We start from the raw sequence: 16,044 nt of genomic DNA, 5'->3' as shown, positions 1-16,044 counted from the left end.
AGCCGAGAGTCGGAATCGACCGCCGGCTCGGGAAAAAGCCAACCGCCGAGGCTGCTGGAAAAGGCCAGCATCGCATCGGCCGCGAGGGGAGAGTGTGGCTCAGAAGGAAGGGGCAGAGGACGTAAGGCAGTTCCCATTCGTGGCTTCCACCACAAACTGCATCGCGCCGACTGCTCCTCGGCCTTCCGAAGCCCTCGCTGTGGACGGGCCCGCCAAGCCTTCCGAGGCTCGGCACGCGTGGCCCGGGTTGTCGGAACGGGACGGCCTCTTTCCCCGACGCCCATGCGCCGGGCCCGCCCCGGGAATGCCTCAAAACGACAAAGCCCTCCGAATTCCAACACACGGGGCTTTGTACGCACGAAACCTATTTTACTTGCGCAGGCCCAGCTTCTTGATGAGGGCCTTGTAGCTGTCGTGGTTGGTCCTGTTCAGGTAGCGGAGCAGGCGGTTGCGCTTGCCCACCATCAGGATCAGCCCGCGACGGCTGTGGAAGTCGTGGCGGTGCTCACGCAGGTGGCTGGAGAGTTCCTTGATGCGGCTGGTCAGGATCGCGATCTGGACCTCCGGAGAGCCCGTATCGCCCTCGTGCCGTCCGTGCTCGCCGATGACCTCTTGCTTGACCGCGGGTTCGATTGCCATAAACGCTGGCCTCTCCGATTCTCAGTAAGGACTCGATTGCCACCACCACACGGTGCCGGCCACGCCGGCATCCGCCACAGCCCAGATCATAGCCCGCCGGCCTCAGCCGGGTCCAGCCCTACCCGAACCACCGCAGCCGCCAATTGCCGCCCTCCATGACCATGTCCATGAAGGTCCAGCGGAGGCCCTCCCTGGCCATGCCGGTCACCTGGAGGCGGATCACGTTGTTGCCCAGCGACCGCATGATGACCTGGGGCGAATTCTCGGCTAGCGGGCCGATGCGGTTGAACAGCAGCAGCACGTCGTCGCGGTGGGCCAGCAGGGTCTCGTAGGCCTGCTCTGGGGGCAGCCCCCGGGCCTCGTACTCGGCCCAGGTCATGTCGCTGAGCAGGTGCTCGGTGAACAGCTCGCGCTCCAGGTCCCGCTCGCGATGGGTCAGGGCCCGCTGGATGTGGGCCATCAGGTCGCGGGCGGTGCGAGACCGCAGGACGATCTCGCCGTCGGGTAGCTCCTCGCGGATGGGGGTCTGCAAGTCGGGATCGATCGCTTGGCGGGCGTCGGGCGAGACCCGGGCCGCGCGGCTGCTGGGCGAGCCGTTGAGCCGGCCGAACAGGTCGTTCTTGGGCGTCTCGTTCAGGACCACCTCCTGGCAGCCACCGAGCGCCAGCATCGAGAATCCCAGGATGATCGCGTTAGCTCTGGGCATCGCCTCCACCGGCTTGCTTCGATGCGCACCCGCAGCCCGGGCCGCAGCCGCCCTCGGGAATATTGGCCATCGGCGGGGCCTCGGTCAGAGGCCCGAGCAGGTGCTCGATCTTGGCATTGAGAAGCTTCGCGTGGTGCTCCAGGTGCCAGGTCGTGGTCGCCAGCATGTCGCGCACGGTCATGCTTCCCCGTTCGGGGTGCATGGCGCTGCGGTTCTGGGTTGCCTCGTCCATGTCGAACAGCCAGTCGAGCGCCCAGCGGCGCATGGTGTGCAGCACGGCCACCGAGCCGGCCACCGGCGGGGCGCTGGTCACGCCGCTGCGGGTGCCCCGGCCGTAGAGCGGCCCGTCGAGGAAGGCGTCGTGGTCGAAGTTGGCCAGCATGGGGGTCTGCTCGGCCACGGCCCGGCGGATGCGGTGCAGCCACACCATCTCACAGTCGGCCAGGTGGGTCACCAGGGCCCGGATGGGGAGCAGGCCCGCCGCGGCCTCTGGCTTGAAGGGCGTGTCGAGATCCTGCTCGGGCAGGTGGAACATGCGGGGGTCGAACCACTCGACCGACACCGCGAAGCGGCGGACGAGGTCGGGCCAGTCCATGGCGGCCAGGGCCTCGACGGGGGCGACCTCGAGCTGGCGGCACATCGGACCTGACATCGGGCCGGCCTGGCTATCGCACGCTTGGGTGTTCGTGGGGGCTTGTGTCATGGCCAATGGTACGGGCCCGGCGTGCCCCTAACCTTGTGATGGTGACCAACCCCACACCCCAACCAACCCCGAGCGCCCCGACCCCGAGCGAGAACAAGGGTTGGGCGTGCAGCCTGCGCATCATGGCGATGCCCAGGGACACCAACCAGTACGGCACGATCTTCGGCGGGGTGATTCTCAGCGCGATCGACCAGGCGGCCTTCGTCGAGGCCCGCCGCCACGGCGTCCACCGCTGGGTGACCGCCAGCGTCGACAAGGTCGAGTTCAGCCAGCCCGTCCACGTGGGCGACCTGGTGACCTGCCTGACGCGCACGACCCGCACCGGCACCAGCAGCGCCACCGTGGAGGTGCGGGTGGAGGCCGAGCGGTACGAGGGCGGTGAAACCGTCCGCGTGACCGAGGCGCAACTGACCATGGTGGCGATCGGGCCCGATGGGCGGCCCGTGCCGATGGACAGCCCCCCCACGGCCCATTTGCCGGCCAAGCCGCCTGCCGACCCAGCCTCAGCCCAATGACCGCCGGCCGGTAGAACACGCAGGAGACACCCATGGGCGACCAACGCGAGGCCCCAAGGCTGCTGGCCCTGCTCAGCGGGGGCGGCCGCACGCTGCTGAACCTGCTCGACGCGATCGAGGCGGGCGCGTTGCACGCCCGGGTTGCCGGCGTGGTCGCGTCGAGGCCTTGCGCGGGAGCCGAGCGAGCAGAAGCGCGAGGCCTGCAAACCGAGATCATTCGCGGCATGATCCCAGCCCAAGAACTGCTCGGACTCGTGCGCGCGCACGGCGCGTCATGGGTCGTCTTGTGCGGCTACCTGCAACGCATCGACGTGCCCGACGAGCTCGCCGGCAGGATCGTGAACATCCACCCCGCGCTGCTGCCCAAGTTCGGCGGCCCTGGCATGTACGGCGATCGTGTGCACCGGGCCGTGCTCGACGCGGGCGAGACCGAGAGCGGCTGCACGGTGCACGTGTGCGATGCCGAGTACGACACGGGGCCCATCGTGCTGCAGGAGCGCTGCCCGGTGTTGCCGGGCGACACGGTTGATTCCCTTGCCGCGCGTGTGTTCGAGTTGGAATGCCGGGCCTACCCCAAGGCCCTGACTGAGTTGCTGTCGCGCGACGGCGCGGCGCAGGAGGCGACACGATGAGGCGATTGGTTCCACTGGTTGTGCTGGCCCTGTGCACCCTCGCCCTCGCTCAGGATGACCCCGCCCGCCTGTCCGATGCGCAGCTCGAGACCGACGCCTTTACGCTGGCCATGGACGGCGACTTTGAGGCGGCCCTCCCGTTGTTCGAGGAGATGGCCCGCCGGCAGCCCGAGTCGTTCGTGCCCGAGTACAACATCGCCAGCTCGCTCGCCCGATTGGGGCGCACCGATGAGGCGCTGGATGCCCTGGATCGCGCGCTCGGGCTCGGCTTCGATGAGCTGGCCCACCTGCAAAACGATCCCGACCTCGCGTCGATTCGCGGCACCGATCGGTTCGAGGCGATCATCGAGGGCTGGCCCGAGCGGATGGAAGCGCTCGCCCAAGCCCGCTTCGACGCGCTCTACAGGAAGTTCGGCGGCTCGTACTTCAAGGACGAGGACGCGTTCTTGCGGCTGCGGTTCGCCGTCGGCCTGCCGCAGCCCAGCTTCTCGATGGCCCGCGACGAGCTCGACATGGTCAGCCGCTGGGCCGTGGCCGAGCTGTTCGATAATCTGGTCGAGGCCGACGCGGCGTCGGTGCCCTGGGTGAGCGTGGTGATCCCCACCGATCGGGACTTCGCGCGATGGGCCCAGCAACGCCACGGCGATGCGGCACGCGGCGCGGCCCGGCAGATCGCCGGCACGTACGACCATGATCGCAAGGAACTGGTCTGCAAGGACCTCGGCGCCACGCTCCGGCACGAGGTGTTCCACGCGCTGCACTATCGCAGCCAGAGCCTGGAGGGCCAGCGGCACGCCTCGTGGATCATGGAGGGGATGGCGTCGCTCGTCGAGGACATCGATGCCAACCCCGATGGCACGCCCAGCTTCGCGCCCTCGTGGCGTAGCAATCTGGTGCGCAAGGCCAGCTCGCGCGGCGGCCTGAAGTCGCTCACCCAGCTCGCCGAAACACCCGACCACGTCTTCATCAGCACCTCGCAGCTGTTGCATTACGGCCACGCGCGGACGGTCATGCTGTACTTGGTCGCCGCCGGCGAGCTTGGCGAGTTTTACGATAACTACGTCGACACGTGGGAACGCGACCGCACTGGCGTGCAGGCGCTCGAGCGCACGTTTGGCACCGAGATCGACCGCATCGACCTGAGCTTCCGCCGGTGGCTCGACCGCCTGCCCGTCGCGCCCGAGCAGAACCACCCGCCCACGGCATCGCTGGGCATCGACGTGGACGGCGAGCGTGGCGAGGGGCTGGCGGTGCTTCGCGTCGCACGCGGCTCGCCTGGGCGCAATGCCGGCTTGCGCCCTCGCGACGTGCTGGTGGCTATCAACGGCCAGGGCACACGCGACATCAACGAGTTGTATCGCGTGGTGGGCCGATACATACCCGGCGACATCGTGGTGCTCAGCGTGCGGCGCGGGCGGCAGATGCTCGAACTGCCCGCGCGACTGGCCAGCCGGCGTGAGTTCGAGAGCGTGCGCATCCCGGGCGGGTGACGCCTCAGCCGGGATCCGATGGTGAAGAGTCTGGCTTGGCGTCCTGCTCGTCGTCGGGAGCATCGAGATCGGCCAGGGCGGTCAGCGCTCGCCGCAACGAGGCCAGGTAGGAATCGATGCTGGCTAGCGAAGCGTTGGTCGCTTCGAGCGTACTGAGCTTCATGTCGAGGTCAGAGAGCACCGTGTTGGTGCGTTCGAGCTTCAGCAGGCTGTCGTTGACGGTGGCGAGCCTGAGCTTCACGTCGTCCAGCGACGCGTTGGCCTGGCGCAGCTCGTTGCGAATCTCGTACGCCAGGCAGCCCGACATGTGGAGGGCCAGTGTGGCGAGCGTCATCGCCGCCAGCAGGCGGGCGCGGGGCATGTACAGCATGGATGGAATCCTCTCTCGGATCGTCTGGAATCAGTCGGAATCTTCGTCGGGTGCCTTCTCGGCGTTGAACTCCTCGAGCAACGCGCGGGCCTTGGTTTCGTCGTTCGCGGAAACCAGTAGACGCACATAGCCGGGGCTCTCGGCCTTGAAGCCCGAACTGGCCCCACCCAGGAGCTCGCAGCGGATGCCCGCCTCGCGAAGCATGTTGGCGGCGAAGGTGGCCTGGATCTCGGTAGGGAACTGGCCGACGGTCACGGGCTCGGGGTGGTCCATTTCGTCCTCTCGGTGGTGGCATCAAGGTTAGGGGCGGCGCTGCCCCGCCGGCCAGACGGGGGATCGCATAGTATATGAAGCACGGCTCATCCAACCCAACGGGAGGAAATGGCGTGGGTATTGCAGACCCCTCTAGCAATCCATTCGAGCACCTCGATCAAGTCCACGACCGCCTGTTCACCATGATGAATCGGCAGAAGACGCTCGCCGAGTTCGGTTGGGCGGCCCTCCAGAGCGACGATCTGGACGAGGTTCTCGGTGCTGCGGCCAGACTGACGGCCGAGGGCCTGAAGTGCAAGTACGCCAAGGTGCTCGAGTACGACCCCAAGAGGCGCGACTTCCTGGTTCGCGCCGGATATGGATGGCGCGATGGCGTCGTGGGCACGATGCGTGTGGGGGCCGATCTGGAATCTCCCGCGGGATACGCCTTCAAGCTCGATGACATCGTGCTGAGCAATGACCTTGTAAAAGAAGACAAGTTCCGCCGGCCCCAGATCCTCATCGATCACGGCATCCACGCGGCCATCAACGTCATCATCCGCACGCGCACCGATCGCTGGGGCGTGCTCGAGGCCGACAGCCCGGAACCCGACAAGTTCGATGAAGGCGATGCCCATTTCCTGCACGGCTTCGCGAATCTCGTGGGTCTGGCGCTTGGGCGTGCGACCGTGCGGTCGATGTCCTGAGATTACTTGCGGATGAAGCCCAAGCCGAGGCCCGCGATCCCCGCACCCGCCGAAGGAAGATAGCCGGTCACGAACGCCTGGAAGCCGCCGAGCTGCGCACCGAGCCAGGCCTGGATGGTGTCGTAGCGGTCGGCCATGGCCGTCCATCGCACCTCGACCAGGCCGGCGTATTGCAGGCCGAAGAGCAGCAGGAAGAAGATGCCCGCCGACACGACGGTGACCTTGGCGAACGCCTTGAGCGCGTAGGCCATCGCGAAGCCAACGAAGAAGCTGAAGCCCATGCGGAAGATCGCCGGGCTCCAGGGATCGGTCACGGTCTCCTCGGCGGCTTCGGCCGGCTCGCCCCCGGCGGGTGCCCCGGTCGGTTCTCCAGTGGGCTCGGGCGTGCTGCCGGGTAGGCCTGGCACGGGGAACGGGAATGTGACGTCGCCGCCCTGCCCCACGAAGCCGCTGGACATATCGGCACCGGGAGCGGTCTGGCCCTCGGTCGCGGCGGCCTGCTGCTGCTGGATGGTCTCGACCGCGGCCTCATCCTGGAGCGTGCCGGTGACACCCAGGGCCACGCCGGCGATCATCACCAGCCCTGAGAGCACCAGCAGGCCCATCTGCAGCGGCCCGGGACGCTTGCGGTGCGGCTGGTCACCGTTGGCTTCGGTCTTGGATTTGGCTTTCGTGTCGCTCACCAGCAACTGTACCCGCCGCGCTCACGTGCCAGCGGCCGACCCGAACACGCCCTGCACACCAGGTGCTATCGGTTTTGGGGGCAGGCGCCCGCGCCGTGCTTCTCGGCGTATCGCTGATGGCGCTCCTCGGCCCGGTAGAACGCCGGTGCTGGGGCGATCTGCGTCACGATCGGCTCGCCGTGGCGGCCGCTGGATTCTTCGGCGTCCTTCGATGCCCGTGCTTGCTCGAGTTGCTCGTCGCTCGTGGTGAAGATCACCGAGCGGTACTGGCCGGTATCGCCGTCCTGCTGCGCGCGGCGGGTGGGGTCGTGCATGCGCCAGAAGGCGTGCAGGATCTCATCGAATGCGACGCGCTCGGGGTCGTACTCGACGCGCACGACCTCGGCGTGGCCGGTGGTGTGCGTGCAGACGTCCTCGTAGCTGGGATTCTCCATCGTGCCGCCCGCGTAGCCGGTGGTGGCATCGATGACACCATCAATGCGGCGGAACGAGTGCTCGACGCCCCAGAAGCAGCCGGCCCCGAAGATGGCGTGTTGCGTGCGTGCCATGCGGGAAGAGTAGCGCAAACCGACGCAACCGATTCAGGACGCCGACCCGCGGAGGGTGTCCAGCACGGCGTCCTTGAGGTGCGCGTTGGTCAGGATGGCATCGCCGCCATCGATCCGGCTCGCACCCGTCCAATCTACCAAATGGCCGCCAAGTTCGGCCAGGACGCACGCCATCGGCGCGATGTCCCACGGGTTGATCGTCGGCTCGACCACCACGTCGCACCGGCCGGTCGCCAGCAGCACGTGCGCGTAGCAATCGGACCACCCGCGCGTGCGCTTGCAGGCCCTGGTCAGGCGGGCGTACACGTCCCCGCCGGTAGCTGGGTCGAAGTACTCCAGCGCGGTCGTCACCAGTAGCGCGTCGGCGAGGCTGCTCGTGTTCGTCAATCCCGCGGGCCGGGCGTCCTGGCCCACGCCGGGGATCCACCACGCCCCGCCGCTCCTGGCCGCGAACACCGTCTCGCTGAGCGCGGGCATGTGCACGACGCCCACCACCGGCTCGTCGCCCTTGAACACGCCAACCAGGGTTCCATACAGCGGCACGCCCTGCACGAAGCTCACCGTGCCGTCGATGGGGTCGAGGATCCAGCGGTAGCCCGACTCGCCGTCCTTCTCGCCGAACTCCTCGCCGATGATGGCGTCACTCGGGAACGCCTCCTCGATCGCCACGCGCAGCACACGCTCGGCACCCTTGTCGGCCTCGGTCACGGGGCTGCCGTCGGCCTTGCTGATGGTGCCGAGCTGGTCGCCCTGGAAGAACTGCAACGTGACGCCACCGGCGGCGCGCGCCGCTTCGAGCGCCAGCTCGAGACGGGCCATGACCTCGCGATCGACGTTTGCGAACGGCTCGCTCATGCCTCAGGCAACGGCCGCGGCGACCTTCTTGGCCGCGTCGCCCAGGTCGCTGGCGGCCTGGAGCGTGGTCAGCTTGCCGCTAGCCTCTTCGAGGATCTTGCGGCCGGCCTGCACGTTCGTGCCCTCCAGCCGCACAACCAGCGGCACCTCGAAGCCGATCTCGGTGGCCGCGTTGACGATGCCCTGGGCGATGACCGCGCAGTCCATGATGCCGCCGAAGATGTTGACCATCACGCCCTTGACGGCCTTGTCGTCGAGGATGATCCGGAACGCCTCGGTCACGGCCTCCTCGCTCGCACTCCCACCCACATCGAGGAAGTTCGCCGGCTGGCCGCCCTCCAGGGCGATCGTGTCCATCGTCGCCATCGCGAGGCCCGCACCGTTCACCAGGCAGCCGATGTTGCCGTCCAGGGCGATATAGTTCAGGCCCATGCGGCTGGCGCGCAGCTCGCCGGGGTTCTCCTCGCTGGGGTCGAACATGCCCTGGACGTCCTTGTGGCGGAACAGGGCGTTGTCGTCGAAGTTGAACTTCGCGTCGATGGCCAGCAGCTCGCCGTCGGGGTGCTCGGCGGTCGGCTTGGTCGTGATGAGGGGATTAATCTCGGCGATCGTGCAGTCCTTCTCAAGGAATGACTTGGCCAGCGCCATCAGCGTCTTGACCGCCTGATTGACGAGCTTCCCCTTGAAGCCCAGCGCGAACGCGACCTTTCGAGCCTGGTACGGTTGCAGGCCCAGCAAGGGGTGCAGCCGCTCACGGACGATCGCGTCGGGGTTCTCCTCGGCCACCTTCTCGATCTCGACCCCGCCCTCGCTGCTGGCGATCAGCACGTGCTGGCGCGTCTTGCGGTCGGTCGTGATGGCGACGTAGTACTCGTGGGCGATGTCAACACCCGCGGCGATCAGCAGCTTGGTGACCTCCAGGCCCTCGGGCCCGGTCTGCACGCTCACCATCTTGTTGCTCAGCATGAATCGGGCGGCCTCGGTGGCCTCCTCGGCCGTCTTGACGAGCTTCACGAAGCCCGCCTTGCCCCGCCCGCCGGCGTGGACCTGGGCCTTGACAACGGCGAGCTTCTTGTCGCCCATGTCCTTGGTCACGTCCTTGAAGACGCGGGCCGCCTCGTCGGCGTTGTCGATCGTGACCGCCGGCGGCACGGGCACGCCCGCCTGGCTGAGGATGTCGCGGGCCTGGTACTCATGGATCTTCATGCGGGGCACTCCGTGCCGGGGTTTTGGGTCAGGTGTCGTCGGGCGTCTCAGGGTAGGGCCAGCGGGCCCAACGCGCGGCCCAACGCGCGGCCCGTCGTGCTCACCCGTCGCTTGCCACCGCCTGCCGATACCCGGCGAGCCGTTCCCGCAGCGCGTCCGCTCCCAGCGCCCCTTCCTGGTCAAGGGCCCACTCGCACACCTCGATCGCCCGCTCGACGTTCCCGGCGCGGAACTCGGCCTCGGCCAGCGTCTGGTCGTACCACAGGTCTGTCGGGTCGGTGCGCAGCTCGTACCCCAGGCGGGCACCCGCCAGCGCCAGCCCGAGGTCCGGCTCGGTACCCCCGGGCGTGGAAAACATCGCCAGCTCGGCGATGGCCGTCGGCCCGCTGGAGATCCGCCCGGTCGGCCCCTCGAGCGCTCGCCACGCGAAGGCGCTCGCGCCGGGATCGCCGGCCTCGAGCAGCTCCTCGTAGCGCTTGACCGAGGCCCGCGTGACCATGACACGCTCGTGCCGCTCGGCGGCGGTCTCCATGTCGAACGTCCCCGCGAGGAGCTCTTCGACGACCGCACGCGGCGGCCGCTCGTAGCCCACGTGCGCCAGCCGGCCCGAGCGGTCAACGACCAGCGCGGTCGGGATGCCCCGGTGCCCGGCCGCCCTCGCCCAGGCGCGGTAGACGCCGGGATCGTCCATGAAGGCGACGCCGAAGTCCATGCGCCGGGCGGGGTCGAGCGCCATGGCCGTCGCCGATTTGAGCGTGCAGCCCCGGTCGTCCGCGTTGGTCGCCGCGATGACGACGACGCCCCGGTGGGCGTACTCGGCCTGCAGGTCGGCCAGCTCGGGGAAGCCGGCGATGCACGCCACGCACCACGTCGCCCAGAACTCGACGACGTAGATGGACCCGCCCTCGAAGGGCCTCACGTGCGGCTCGCGGATCCAGTGATCAGCCTCGAACGCGGGCGCCCGGTCGCCGACGCCCAGCGGCGGGATGTCGGGGGACCACGCGGGCGTGGGCGTCGAGGCGCACCCAGGCACGATGGCCAGCACGAGGAGACCAAGCAAACCCGCCATGCCGCACCTGGCCCGCCCGGCGCACGAAGGCATCGCACGGCGAGCGCCGGGCCGGGCGAGGATGTCGCGGGCCTGGTCCTCGTAAATCTCCATCGGTAACTCCGTGACGGGGTATCGGGGCGAGATGCCGTCGGGAATGGCAGGATAGGGCTCGATGGAGCCAGGCGAGACCCCCGCCGGTAGCATCCCGCGGCCCAATCTGGCGGCCATCCGGAGGTCTTGCGATGTCTGTCTTGATAATGATCAGCACGCGCGAAGAAGACCTTGATCTCAACTGGAAGGTCAGGAACATCGATTTCGACTTCATATGCCGTGCAATCTTGGAGTCCAACCCCGTCCTGACGGAGCAGCAGCGGGACCGGTATCAGGACTCGCACTTGGTCGATTTGAGCGATCCCAACGAGCGCGACTGGGCGCGTTCCGTGCTTACGAACGCGAGACGGTGGACCGTCGAGTTCGCCCATCGGCGGGAATCGGATACGGACGCGCCCTCAGACTCCTTTCTTGAATGGGTCATCGACGGCTTTGCGCGCCTGGAGGCCAATCTCAACGAACTAGCCCGCCGCGAAACCGAGCCGCGGGCGTGAGCACGGGGCCTCAGACGCGCGGCAGAAACCGGTACAAGAATGTGATCTCTGCAGGCAAGGCCGGAGCATAACCTCTCGAAGCCGCGACGCAATACTCGATCAACGCAAGGAACGACAGATGCCTGGGAACATCGAAAACGCGATCCGCAACGTCATCAAGCGAGGCATCGATGCCGGAGTTATCCAAGTAAGCGAGCCATTCGATGGAGATGCCGCCGAGCGGATGATGACCGGCCTTCCTGGCAAGGCGCCGAAGCAATACGCGACACTATTGCAGATGCACTCGCGGATCGATCTGGCTGGCGAGATGTGCTATGGCTTCAATGATCCCGATGGCCTCCTCAACATCGACATGCGAAACCAGGACCGCAGAGGCCCCGATGGGAGCCCACTGCCAGACGATGCGCTGGTCATCATGGAGGATGCGGGGGCTGATCTATACTACCTCCGCACTACACTCGAGCATGAGTCGCCGGTCTATCGCATCGATGCAGAATTGCTCGAGACGCGTCAAGAAGCGAAGTCAGTTGTCGCTTGGCTGGAGGATTGGATAAACGAGTACGGCTGAGCCACACGTGCTACTCCAGCGCTCCCTTCCCCCTCGACAGCTCAAACCGATCCCGCGTCGTGCAGTACGCCGGCCCGCCCATGCGGCCGAAGGCGGCGAGCCTGGCGGCGTCGGTGTGGTAGCGCTCGTTCAGGATGCCCTCGTCGGCATGCACGCGGACGACCTCGCCCAGCACGAGGTTGCCGCTGCTGGGCACGCCGGGGTTGGTCTCGACGATCTGGCGGGTGACGCACTCGAAAGCCGCCGGGCACTCGGCCACGCGCGGGGGTTTCACGACGCTGCTGGCGATGGGCGTCAATCCAGAGAGATCGAACTCGCTGTCGCCATATGGCAAATCCTCGGCGGTGGCCGACATCTGGCGGGCGATGGCCTCGGTCACGACGTTGACGACGAACTCGCCGGTGCCGACGGGGTGGTCCCGATCATCGGCCGGGCGGACGTTGCGGAGCGTGTCCTTGTCCTGGCCATTCGCGCCTGTCGCCGGACAGAAGGCGAGCATCATGGGCTCGCTGCCCACGCCGCTGAAGAAGCTGAACGGCGCGAGGTTGGTCCGGCCGTCGGGCGACACCGTCGACACGAACGCGATGGGCCTTGGGACGATCAGCCCGATGAGCAGCTTGTAGCGGTCGGCAACGCGGAGGTGGCTGGGGCTGAGTTCCATGCCCCGAGGCTATGGGCCCCGGGGCCATCGCCCTCAGCGACGCCGGCGGCGGGGGCGATCGTTGCCCGACTCCTCGGCCTTCTTCTCCCGGCGCGTCTCGGCCGTCACGGGCGTGGTGGTCACGTCGATCATGATCATCTGCTCGGCCCGGCTGGGCTCGGTGGGCGTGGCGAAGATGCCCCAGAAGCCCGGCGAGCCGTAGGCCTTGACCGTGATCGGTGGGTGCACGTGGAAGGCGAAGGGCACCCAATACTTCGAGTCGTCGATGGTGCCGAAGCCGTCCCAGGGCTTTTGCAGGGTCTCCAGGTCGGCGATGTTGGGCGCGCGGCTGGACGAGCGCATCATGCCGTTGAGGTCGACGGGGATCCAGGTGGTGCGGCCGCCCTCGACCAGAGCGAACTCGACCCAGCAGATGGGCTCGCCCTCGCGATCTCGGTCGCCAGTGAGCTCGTCCTCGCCGTCGCCATCGGAGTCGGCGACGAAGCCCATCACCATGCGGGCCGGCAGCCCGGCGCGGCGCATGGTGTAGACCAAGAGGGCGCACGTCTCGTACTGGTTGCCCCGGCGGCGCACGAACGTGGTCGGCACGCCCGCGATATCAACGCCCTCGATCTCGCCGGTGCGCGAGGTGTTCAGCCCCGTGCCATCGCGCGAGCGGATGTGGCCCCAGACGGCGCCGGTCAGGTACTTGGCCACCAGGTAGGGAGACACGTCGCGCGGGCTGCGGCCCAGGCGGCCGATGAGCGTGTCGATGCGATCGGCGGTGCGGTCCAGGCCGTCGTAGGGGTTGCCGTCGAGGCCGAACTCGATGCCCACCTGCGGGTCGAGCGCGCTGAGCGCATCGTCGGGCCAGTCGCCCGCGGGCCACTCGACGCGCAGCGCCCGGTCGTCATCGACGGTCACGTCGTAGGAGGTCATGGCCTGCTGGGTCACCACCTCGATGTCGCGGGCGCTGCCCTTGGCGACGGCCCAGCCCAGGTACCGCGAGCCAGCGTGCTTGTTGTTCAGGCGGACGTACGGATCGGTCCTGGCGGGCACCGCGTCGCGGTCGTTGACGCGGACCTCCATGGTCATCTTGCTGTCGTTCGAGCGGCTGAGGCTCGTGCGCTCGAGCATGGGCACCACGATGGTCGCCTGCTCGAACTCCCAGAGGTCGTGCGACGCGCCGCGTTCCTGCTGCTGGTTGCCGAAATCCTGCCAGGCCCGGATGTTCGCGCGGAAGCGGATGGTCCAGTCCTTGCTGTCGCCCTGGCGGAGCACGCTGCTCTGGGCCAGGACGCTGCCCGCCAGCGCCAGGCTGGCCGCGGCGAGGGCGACAAATCGAGTGGTCCGAAGCATGGGCGGGCCCCCTTGGAGTTGGGCGTGGGTGGGGCACGGCCGGCGGGCGGCGGTGCTGCTCTTCGAGTAACTGTACGGGCCACCCGATGCTGGGTTGCGTGGTGACCTCCGAGCTATGGGCACCGTACGATTGATTGCCGGACCCAACCAGAGACCCAATCCAAGCCTACCAGGAGCCCCCATGTCGCCATCGAGCACGATGACCGCCACGAAGACCCGCACCGAGAAGGACTCCATGGGCACGATGGAGGTGCCCGAGGGCGTGCTCTATGGCGCCAGCACCCAGCGGGCCGTGCTGAACTTCCCGATCAGCGGGAGGCCCGTGCCGATGGCGATCGTCCGGGCGTACGGCACGCTGAAGGCCGCGTGTGCGCGCGCGAACGCTGAACTGGGATTGGTCGACAAGGATCGCACCGCCGCCATCGAGCGCGCGTGCGAGGCTATCACGAACGGGCTCAAGGACCACGGCGGGCTCGAACGCCACTTCCCGGTGGACATCTTCCAGACCGGCAGCGGCACCAGCACCAACATGAACGCCAACGAGGTGATCGCCAATCTCGTGTGCCTGGAGCGTAGCGCGGCGATCGGCAGCTCGAAGGACCAGGCCTACCTCGACGCGGGCGGCGTGCACCCCAACGACCATGCCAACTACGGGCAGTCGTCCAACGACACCTTCCCCACCGCCATGCACATCGCCGCGGCGACGGCTATCAAGAACGACCTGCTGCCCGCGCTCGACCGTCTTGCGTCGGCCCTTGAGGAGAAGGCCAAGCAGTGGGACGACGTGGTCAAGATCGGCCGCACACACCTGCAGGACGCCACGCCCATCCGGCTCGGCCAAGAGTTCAGCGGCTACGCCCGGCAGATCCGCCAGGGCCAGACACGCCTGGAGCGCGCCCTTGAAACGCTTGCGGAGTTGCCCCTCGGTGGCACCGCCGTGGGCACGGGAATCAACACCCACACCCGCTTCGGCTCGCTCGTCGCTCAGGAACTGGCCAAGGCCACCGGCTGCACCTTCCGCGAGGCCGAGAACCACTTCGAGGCCCAGCACGCCAAGGACGCGTTCGTCGAGACCAGCGGCCACCTGCGCACCATCGCGGTGAGCATGAGCAAGATCGCCAACGACGTGCGCTGGCTGGGAAGCGGGCCTCGCTGCGGCATCGGCGAGATCAAGCTGCCGGCCGTGCAGCCGGGCTCGAGCATCATGCCGGGCAAGGTGAACCCGGTGATCTGCGAGGCCGTGATGATGGTGTGCTGCCAGGTGGTGGGCAACGACGCGGCCGTCGCGATGGGCGGGCTGGGCGGCATCGGCAGCTTGCTCGACCTCAACGTCGCCATGCCCGTGATGGCCGCCAACGTGCTCGATTCGATCGACCTGCTGGCCAACGGCAGCGACGTGTTCCGCGAGAAGCTGGTCGATGGGCTCGAGCCCGACGAGGAACGCTGCGCCGCCCTGATCGAGGGCAGCCTGGCCATGTGTACCAGCCTGGCCCCGGTCATCGGCTATGACAATGCCGCCGCCATCGCCAAGGAGGCCTTCGCCAGCGGCAAGACCGTGCGCGAGATCGCCCTGGAGAAGAACGTGCTGCCCAAGGACGAGCTCGACACGCTGCTCGATGCGCGGAGCATGACCGAGCCGGAGGGCTGATCGATCGCCAGTGGCCATCCGTCCGCGCTCGCCCGGCTGGAGTTTGCCTGCCTCCCGTCGGCCTTGTACGCGGCCGGCCTGGCAACCGCGACACTCGAGCTCTCGGGAGCGGCCTTCGACGCTCGAACCTGGTCGCTCTCGATCGCCCTGATCACCACCATCGTCTGGATGGCCCACCTGCTCGACCGCGCCAAACCCCTCATGGCATGGGACGACCCGGCCGACCGTATGGCCAACCCGGTGCGCGATGCTTTCGTGCAACGGCATCGGGTCGCCATGAACGTCTTGGCCGCTTCGCTTGGGCTTTCGGCGTGCATGCTGGCGGTACTTGTCGAGCCATGGCTGGTTGTACTCGTGCCGATTGGGGCGGTCTCGGTCATCATCTACGGCTCGCGTAGAAGCGAGAGCCGGCGCACGCGACCGAAGGACGTGCTGGTCATCAAGAACGCGCTCACGGGCCTCGCGTATGCGACGCTGATTGGATGCGTGCTGTTTGCTTCGGTTCCGGAACTGTTCGAGCAACGCCTGCCCTGGATCGCCCTGGGCATAGTGTGCATGCTCGTAACCGGCGACGCGATCCTGAGCGACATCGACGACACGCCCGCCGACGCGATGTTCGGCACGAAGACCGTCTCGGTGTTGGCTGGTCGGCGATGGGCCAGGGTGGTCGCCATCGGAATCTACGTGATCGCGGTCGCGTACTGGCTAGGCCTTGGCGAGCACACGCCGACCACGCTCACGCTGGCGATCGGGCTTCCCGCCATGGGCATGCTCATCGCGTTCCTGCCGCGGGTGCGGAGCCTCATCGACGTGCGAGGCGGGGTGCTCGCGCTGGTCGCGTTGGCGTTCGTGTGAGGGAGTACCATC

At 67.7% G+C, this 16,044-nt stretch carries 20 protein-coding genes; 8 read left to right on the top strand and 12 right to left on the bottom strand.

What is annotated here, in order from left to right:
- Positions 1-369: 369 nt before the first annotated feature.
- The 3 genes from rpsO to NCW75_15345 all read right to left on the bottom strand — a co-directional run bounded on the left by rpsO (position 370) and on the right by NCW75_15345 (position 2,048).
- Positions 370-639: a 30S ribosomal protein S15 gene (gene rpsO, locus NCW75_15355; protein ID UYV12656.1), complete on the bottom strand. Its 270-nt coding sequence runs from the start codon at positions 637-639 to the stop codon at positions 370-372.
- Between the two features lie 118 nt (positions 640-757).
- Positions 758-1,345 (bottom strand): hypothetical protein, encoded by a 588-nt coding sequence (locus NCW75_15350; protein UYV12655.1) that lies wholly within the window; start codon positions 1,343-1,345, stop codon positions 758-760.
- Positions 1,332-2,048 carry a DinB family protein gene (locus tag NCW75_15345; GenBank protein UYV12654.1) on the bottom strand — a complete coding sequence of 239 codons (717 nt, stop codon included), beginning with the start codon at positions 2,046-2,048 and terminating at the stop codon, positions 1,332-1,334. Before NCW75_15345 ends, NCW75_15350 begins: the two co-directional genes overlap by 14 nt.
- Positions 2,049-2,086: 38 nt before the next feature.
- On the opposite strand from NCW75_15345, the gene NCW75_15340 reads away from it, so the two are divergent.
- Genes NCW75_15340 through NCW75_15330 form a run of 3 tightly spaced genes read left to right on the top strand, consistent with a single transcriptional unit; the run spans position 2,087 to position 4,685 of the window.
- Positions 2,087-2,563, top strand: a complete 477-nt coding sequence (locus NCW75_15340) for an acyl-CoA thioesterase (protein UYV12653.1) — start codon at positions 2,087-2,089, stop codon at positions 2,561-2,563.
- Positions 2,564-2,595: 32 nt separating this feature from the next.
- On the top strand, positions 2,596-3,195 hold the full coding sequence (locus NCW75_15335; protein UYV12652.1) for a phosphoribosylglycinamide formyltransferase: 600 nt from the start codon (positions 2,596-2,598) through the stop codon (positions 3,193-3,195).
- Entirely contained in the window at positions 3,192-4,685 is a 1,494-nt protein-coding gene (locus tag NCW75_15330) for a PDZ domain-containing protein (GenBank protein UYV12651.1), read from the top strand. Before NCW75_15335 ends, NCW75_15330 begins: the two co-directional genes overlap by 4 nt.
- Before the next feature lie 4 nt (positions 4,686-4,689).
- On the opposite strand, the gene NCW75_15325 is transcribed toward NCW75_15330, so the two are convergent.
- Together NCW75_15325 and NCW75_15320 are read right to left on the bottom strand one after the other, a co-directional pair.
- The gene (locus tag NCW75_15325; protein ID UYV12650.1) at positions 4,690-5,055 is read right to left on the bottom strand and encodes a hypothetical protein; all 366 of its coding nucleotides are present in this window, start codon (positions 5,053-5,055) and stop codon (positions 4,690-4,692) included.
- 30 nt (positions 5,056-5,085) lie between these two features.
- Positions 5,086-5,328, bottom strand: coding sequence for a DUF2007 domain-containing protein (locus NCW75_15320; protein UYV12649.1), 243 nt, complete (start codon positions 5,326-5,328; stop codon positions 5,086-5,088).
- Between the two features lie 113 nt (positions 5,329-5,441).
- On the opposite strand from NCW75_15320, the gene NCW75_15315 reads away from it, so the two are divergent.
- Entirely contained in the window at positions 5,442-6,014 is a 573-nt protein-coding gene (locus tag NCW75_15315) for a GAF domain-containing protein (protein UYV12648.1), read from the top strand.
- 2 nt (positions 6,015-6,016) lie between these two features.
- Here the strand turns inward: NCW75_15315 and NCW75_15310 are convergent, their stop codons facing one another.
- From NCW75_15310 to NCW75_15290, 5 genes are all read right to left on the bottom strand, one after another.
- The gene (locus NCW75_15310) at positions 6,017-6,697 is read right to left on the bottom strand and encodes an FUN14 domain-containing protein (protein ID UYV12647.1); all 681 of its coding nucleotides are present in this window, start codon (positions 6,695-6,697) and stop codon (positions 6,017-6,019) included.
- Between the two features lie 65 nt (positions 6,698-6,762).
- Entirely contained in the window at positions 6,763-7,245 is a 483-nt protein-coding gene (gene msrA / locus NCW75_15305; protein UYV12646.1) for a peptide-methionine (S)-S-oxide reductase MsrA, read from the bottom strand.
- 33 nt (positions 7,246-7,278) lie between these two features.
- Positions 7,279-8,100 (bottom strand): hypothetical protein, encoded by an 822-nt coding sequence (locus NCW75_15300; GenBank protein ID UYV12645.1) that lies wholly within the window; start codon positions 8,098-8,100, stop codon positions 7,279-7,281.
- Positions 8,101-8,103: 3 nt separating this feature from the next.
- Positions 8,104-9,306, bottom strand: a complete 1,203-nt coding sequence (sucC, locus tag NCW75_15295; GenBank protein ID UYV12644.1) for an ADP-forming succinate--CoA ligase subunit beta — start codon at positions 9,304-9,306, stop codon at positions 8,104-8,106.
- 100 nt (positions 9,307-9,406) lie between these two features.
- On the bottom strand, positions 9,407-10,468 hold the full coding sequence (locus NCW75_15290) for a TlpA family protein disulfide reductase (GenBank protein UYV12643.1): 1,062 nt from the start codon (positions 10,466-10,468) through the stop codon (positions 9,407-9,409).
- Positions 10,469-10,599: 131 nt separating this feature from the next.
- Here NCW75_15290 and NCW75_15285 point away from each other — a divergent pair, with 131 nt between their 5' ends.
- Together NCW75_15285 and NCW75_15280 are read left to right on the top strand one after the other, a co-directional pair.
- Entirely contained in the window at positions 10,600-10,962 is a 363-nt protein-coding gene (locus NCW75_15285; protein UYV12642.1) for a hypothetical protein, read from the top strand.
- Positions 10,963-11,080: 118 nt separating this feature from the next.
- Positions 11,081-11,530 carry an SMI1/KNR4 family protein gene (locus NCW75_15280; GenBank protein UYV12641.1) on the top strand — a complete coding sequence of 150 codons (450 nt, stop codon included), beginning with the start codon at positions 11,081-11,083 and terminating at the stop codon, positions 11,528-11,530.
- Between the two features lie 10 nt (positions 11,531-11,540).
- Here NCW75_15280 and NCW75_15275 read toward each other — a convergent pair whose 3' ends face one another.
- Positions 11,541-12,191: a flavin reductase family protein gene (locus tag NCW75_15275; protein ID UYV12640.1), complete on the bottom strand. Its 651-nt coding sequence runs from the start codon at positions 12,189-12,191 to the stop codon at positions 11,541-11,543.
- 33 nt (positions 12,192-12,224) lie between these two features.
- On the bottom strand, positions 12,225-13,529 hold the full coding sequence (locus tag NCW75_15270) for a transglutaminase family protein (protein ID UYV12639.1): 1,305 nt from the start codon (positions 13,527-13,529) through the stop codon (positions 12,225-12,227).
- A gap of 181 nt (positions 13,530-13,710) precedes the next feature.
- Between NCW75_15270 and NCW75_15265 the strand changes: the two genes are divergently transcribed.
- Positions 13,711-15,177 (top strand): class II fumarate hydratase, encoded by a 1,467-nt coding sequence (locus NCW75_15265; GenBank protein ID UYV12638.1) that lies wholly within the window; start codon positions 13,711-13,713, stop codon positions 15,175-15,177.
- 63 nt (positions 15,178-15,240) lie between these two features.
- Complete coding sequence (locus NCW75_15260) at positions 15,241-16,032, top strand: UbiA family prenyltransferase (GenBank protein UYV12637.1); 792 nt, start codon at positions 15,241-15,243, stop codon at positions 16,030-16,032.
- The last annotated feature ends 12 nt before the right edge of the window (positions 16,033-16,044 follow it).

The sequence above is a fragment of the Phycisphaera sp. genome (assembly GCA_025916675.1).
Lineage (GTDB): Bacteria > Planctomycetota > Phycisphaerae > Phycisphaerales > UBA1924 > JAHCJI01.
Note: the sequence above shows the minus strand (reverse complement) of the source record. Positions and strands in the feature narration are given on the sequence as shown.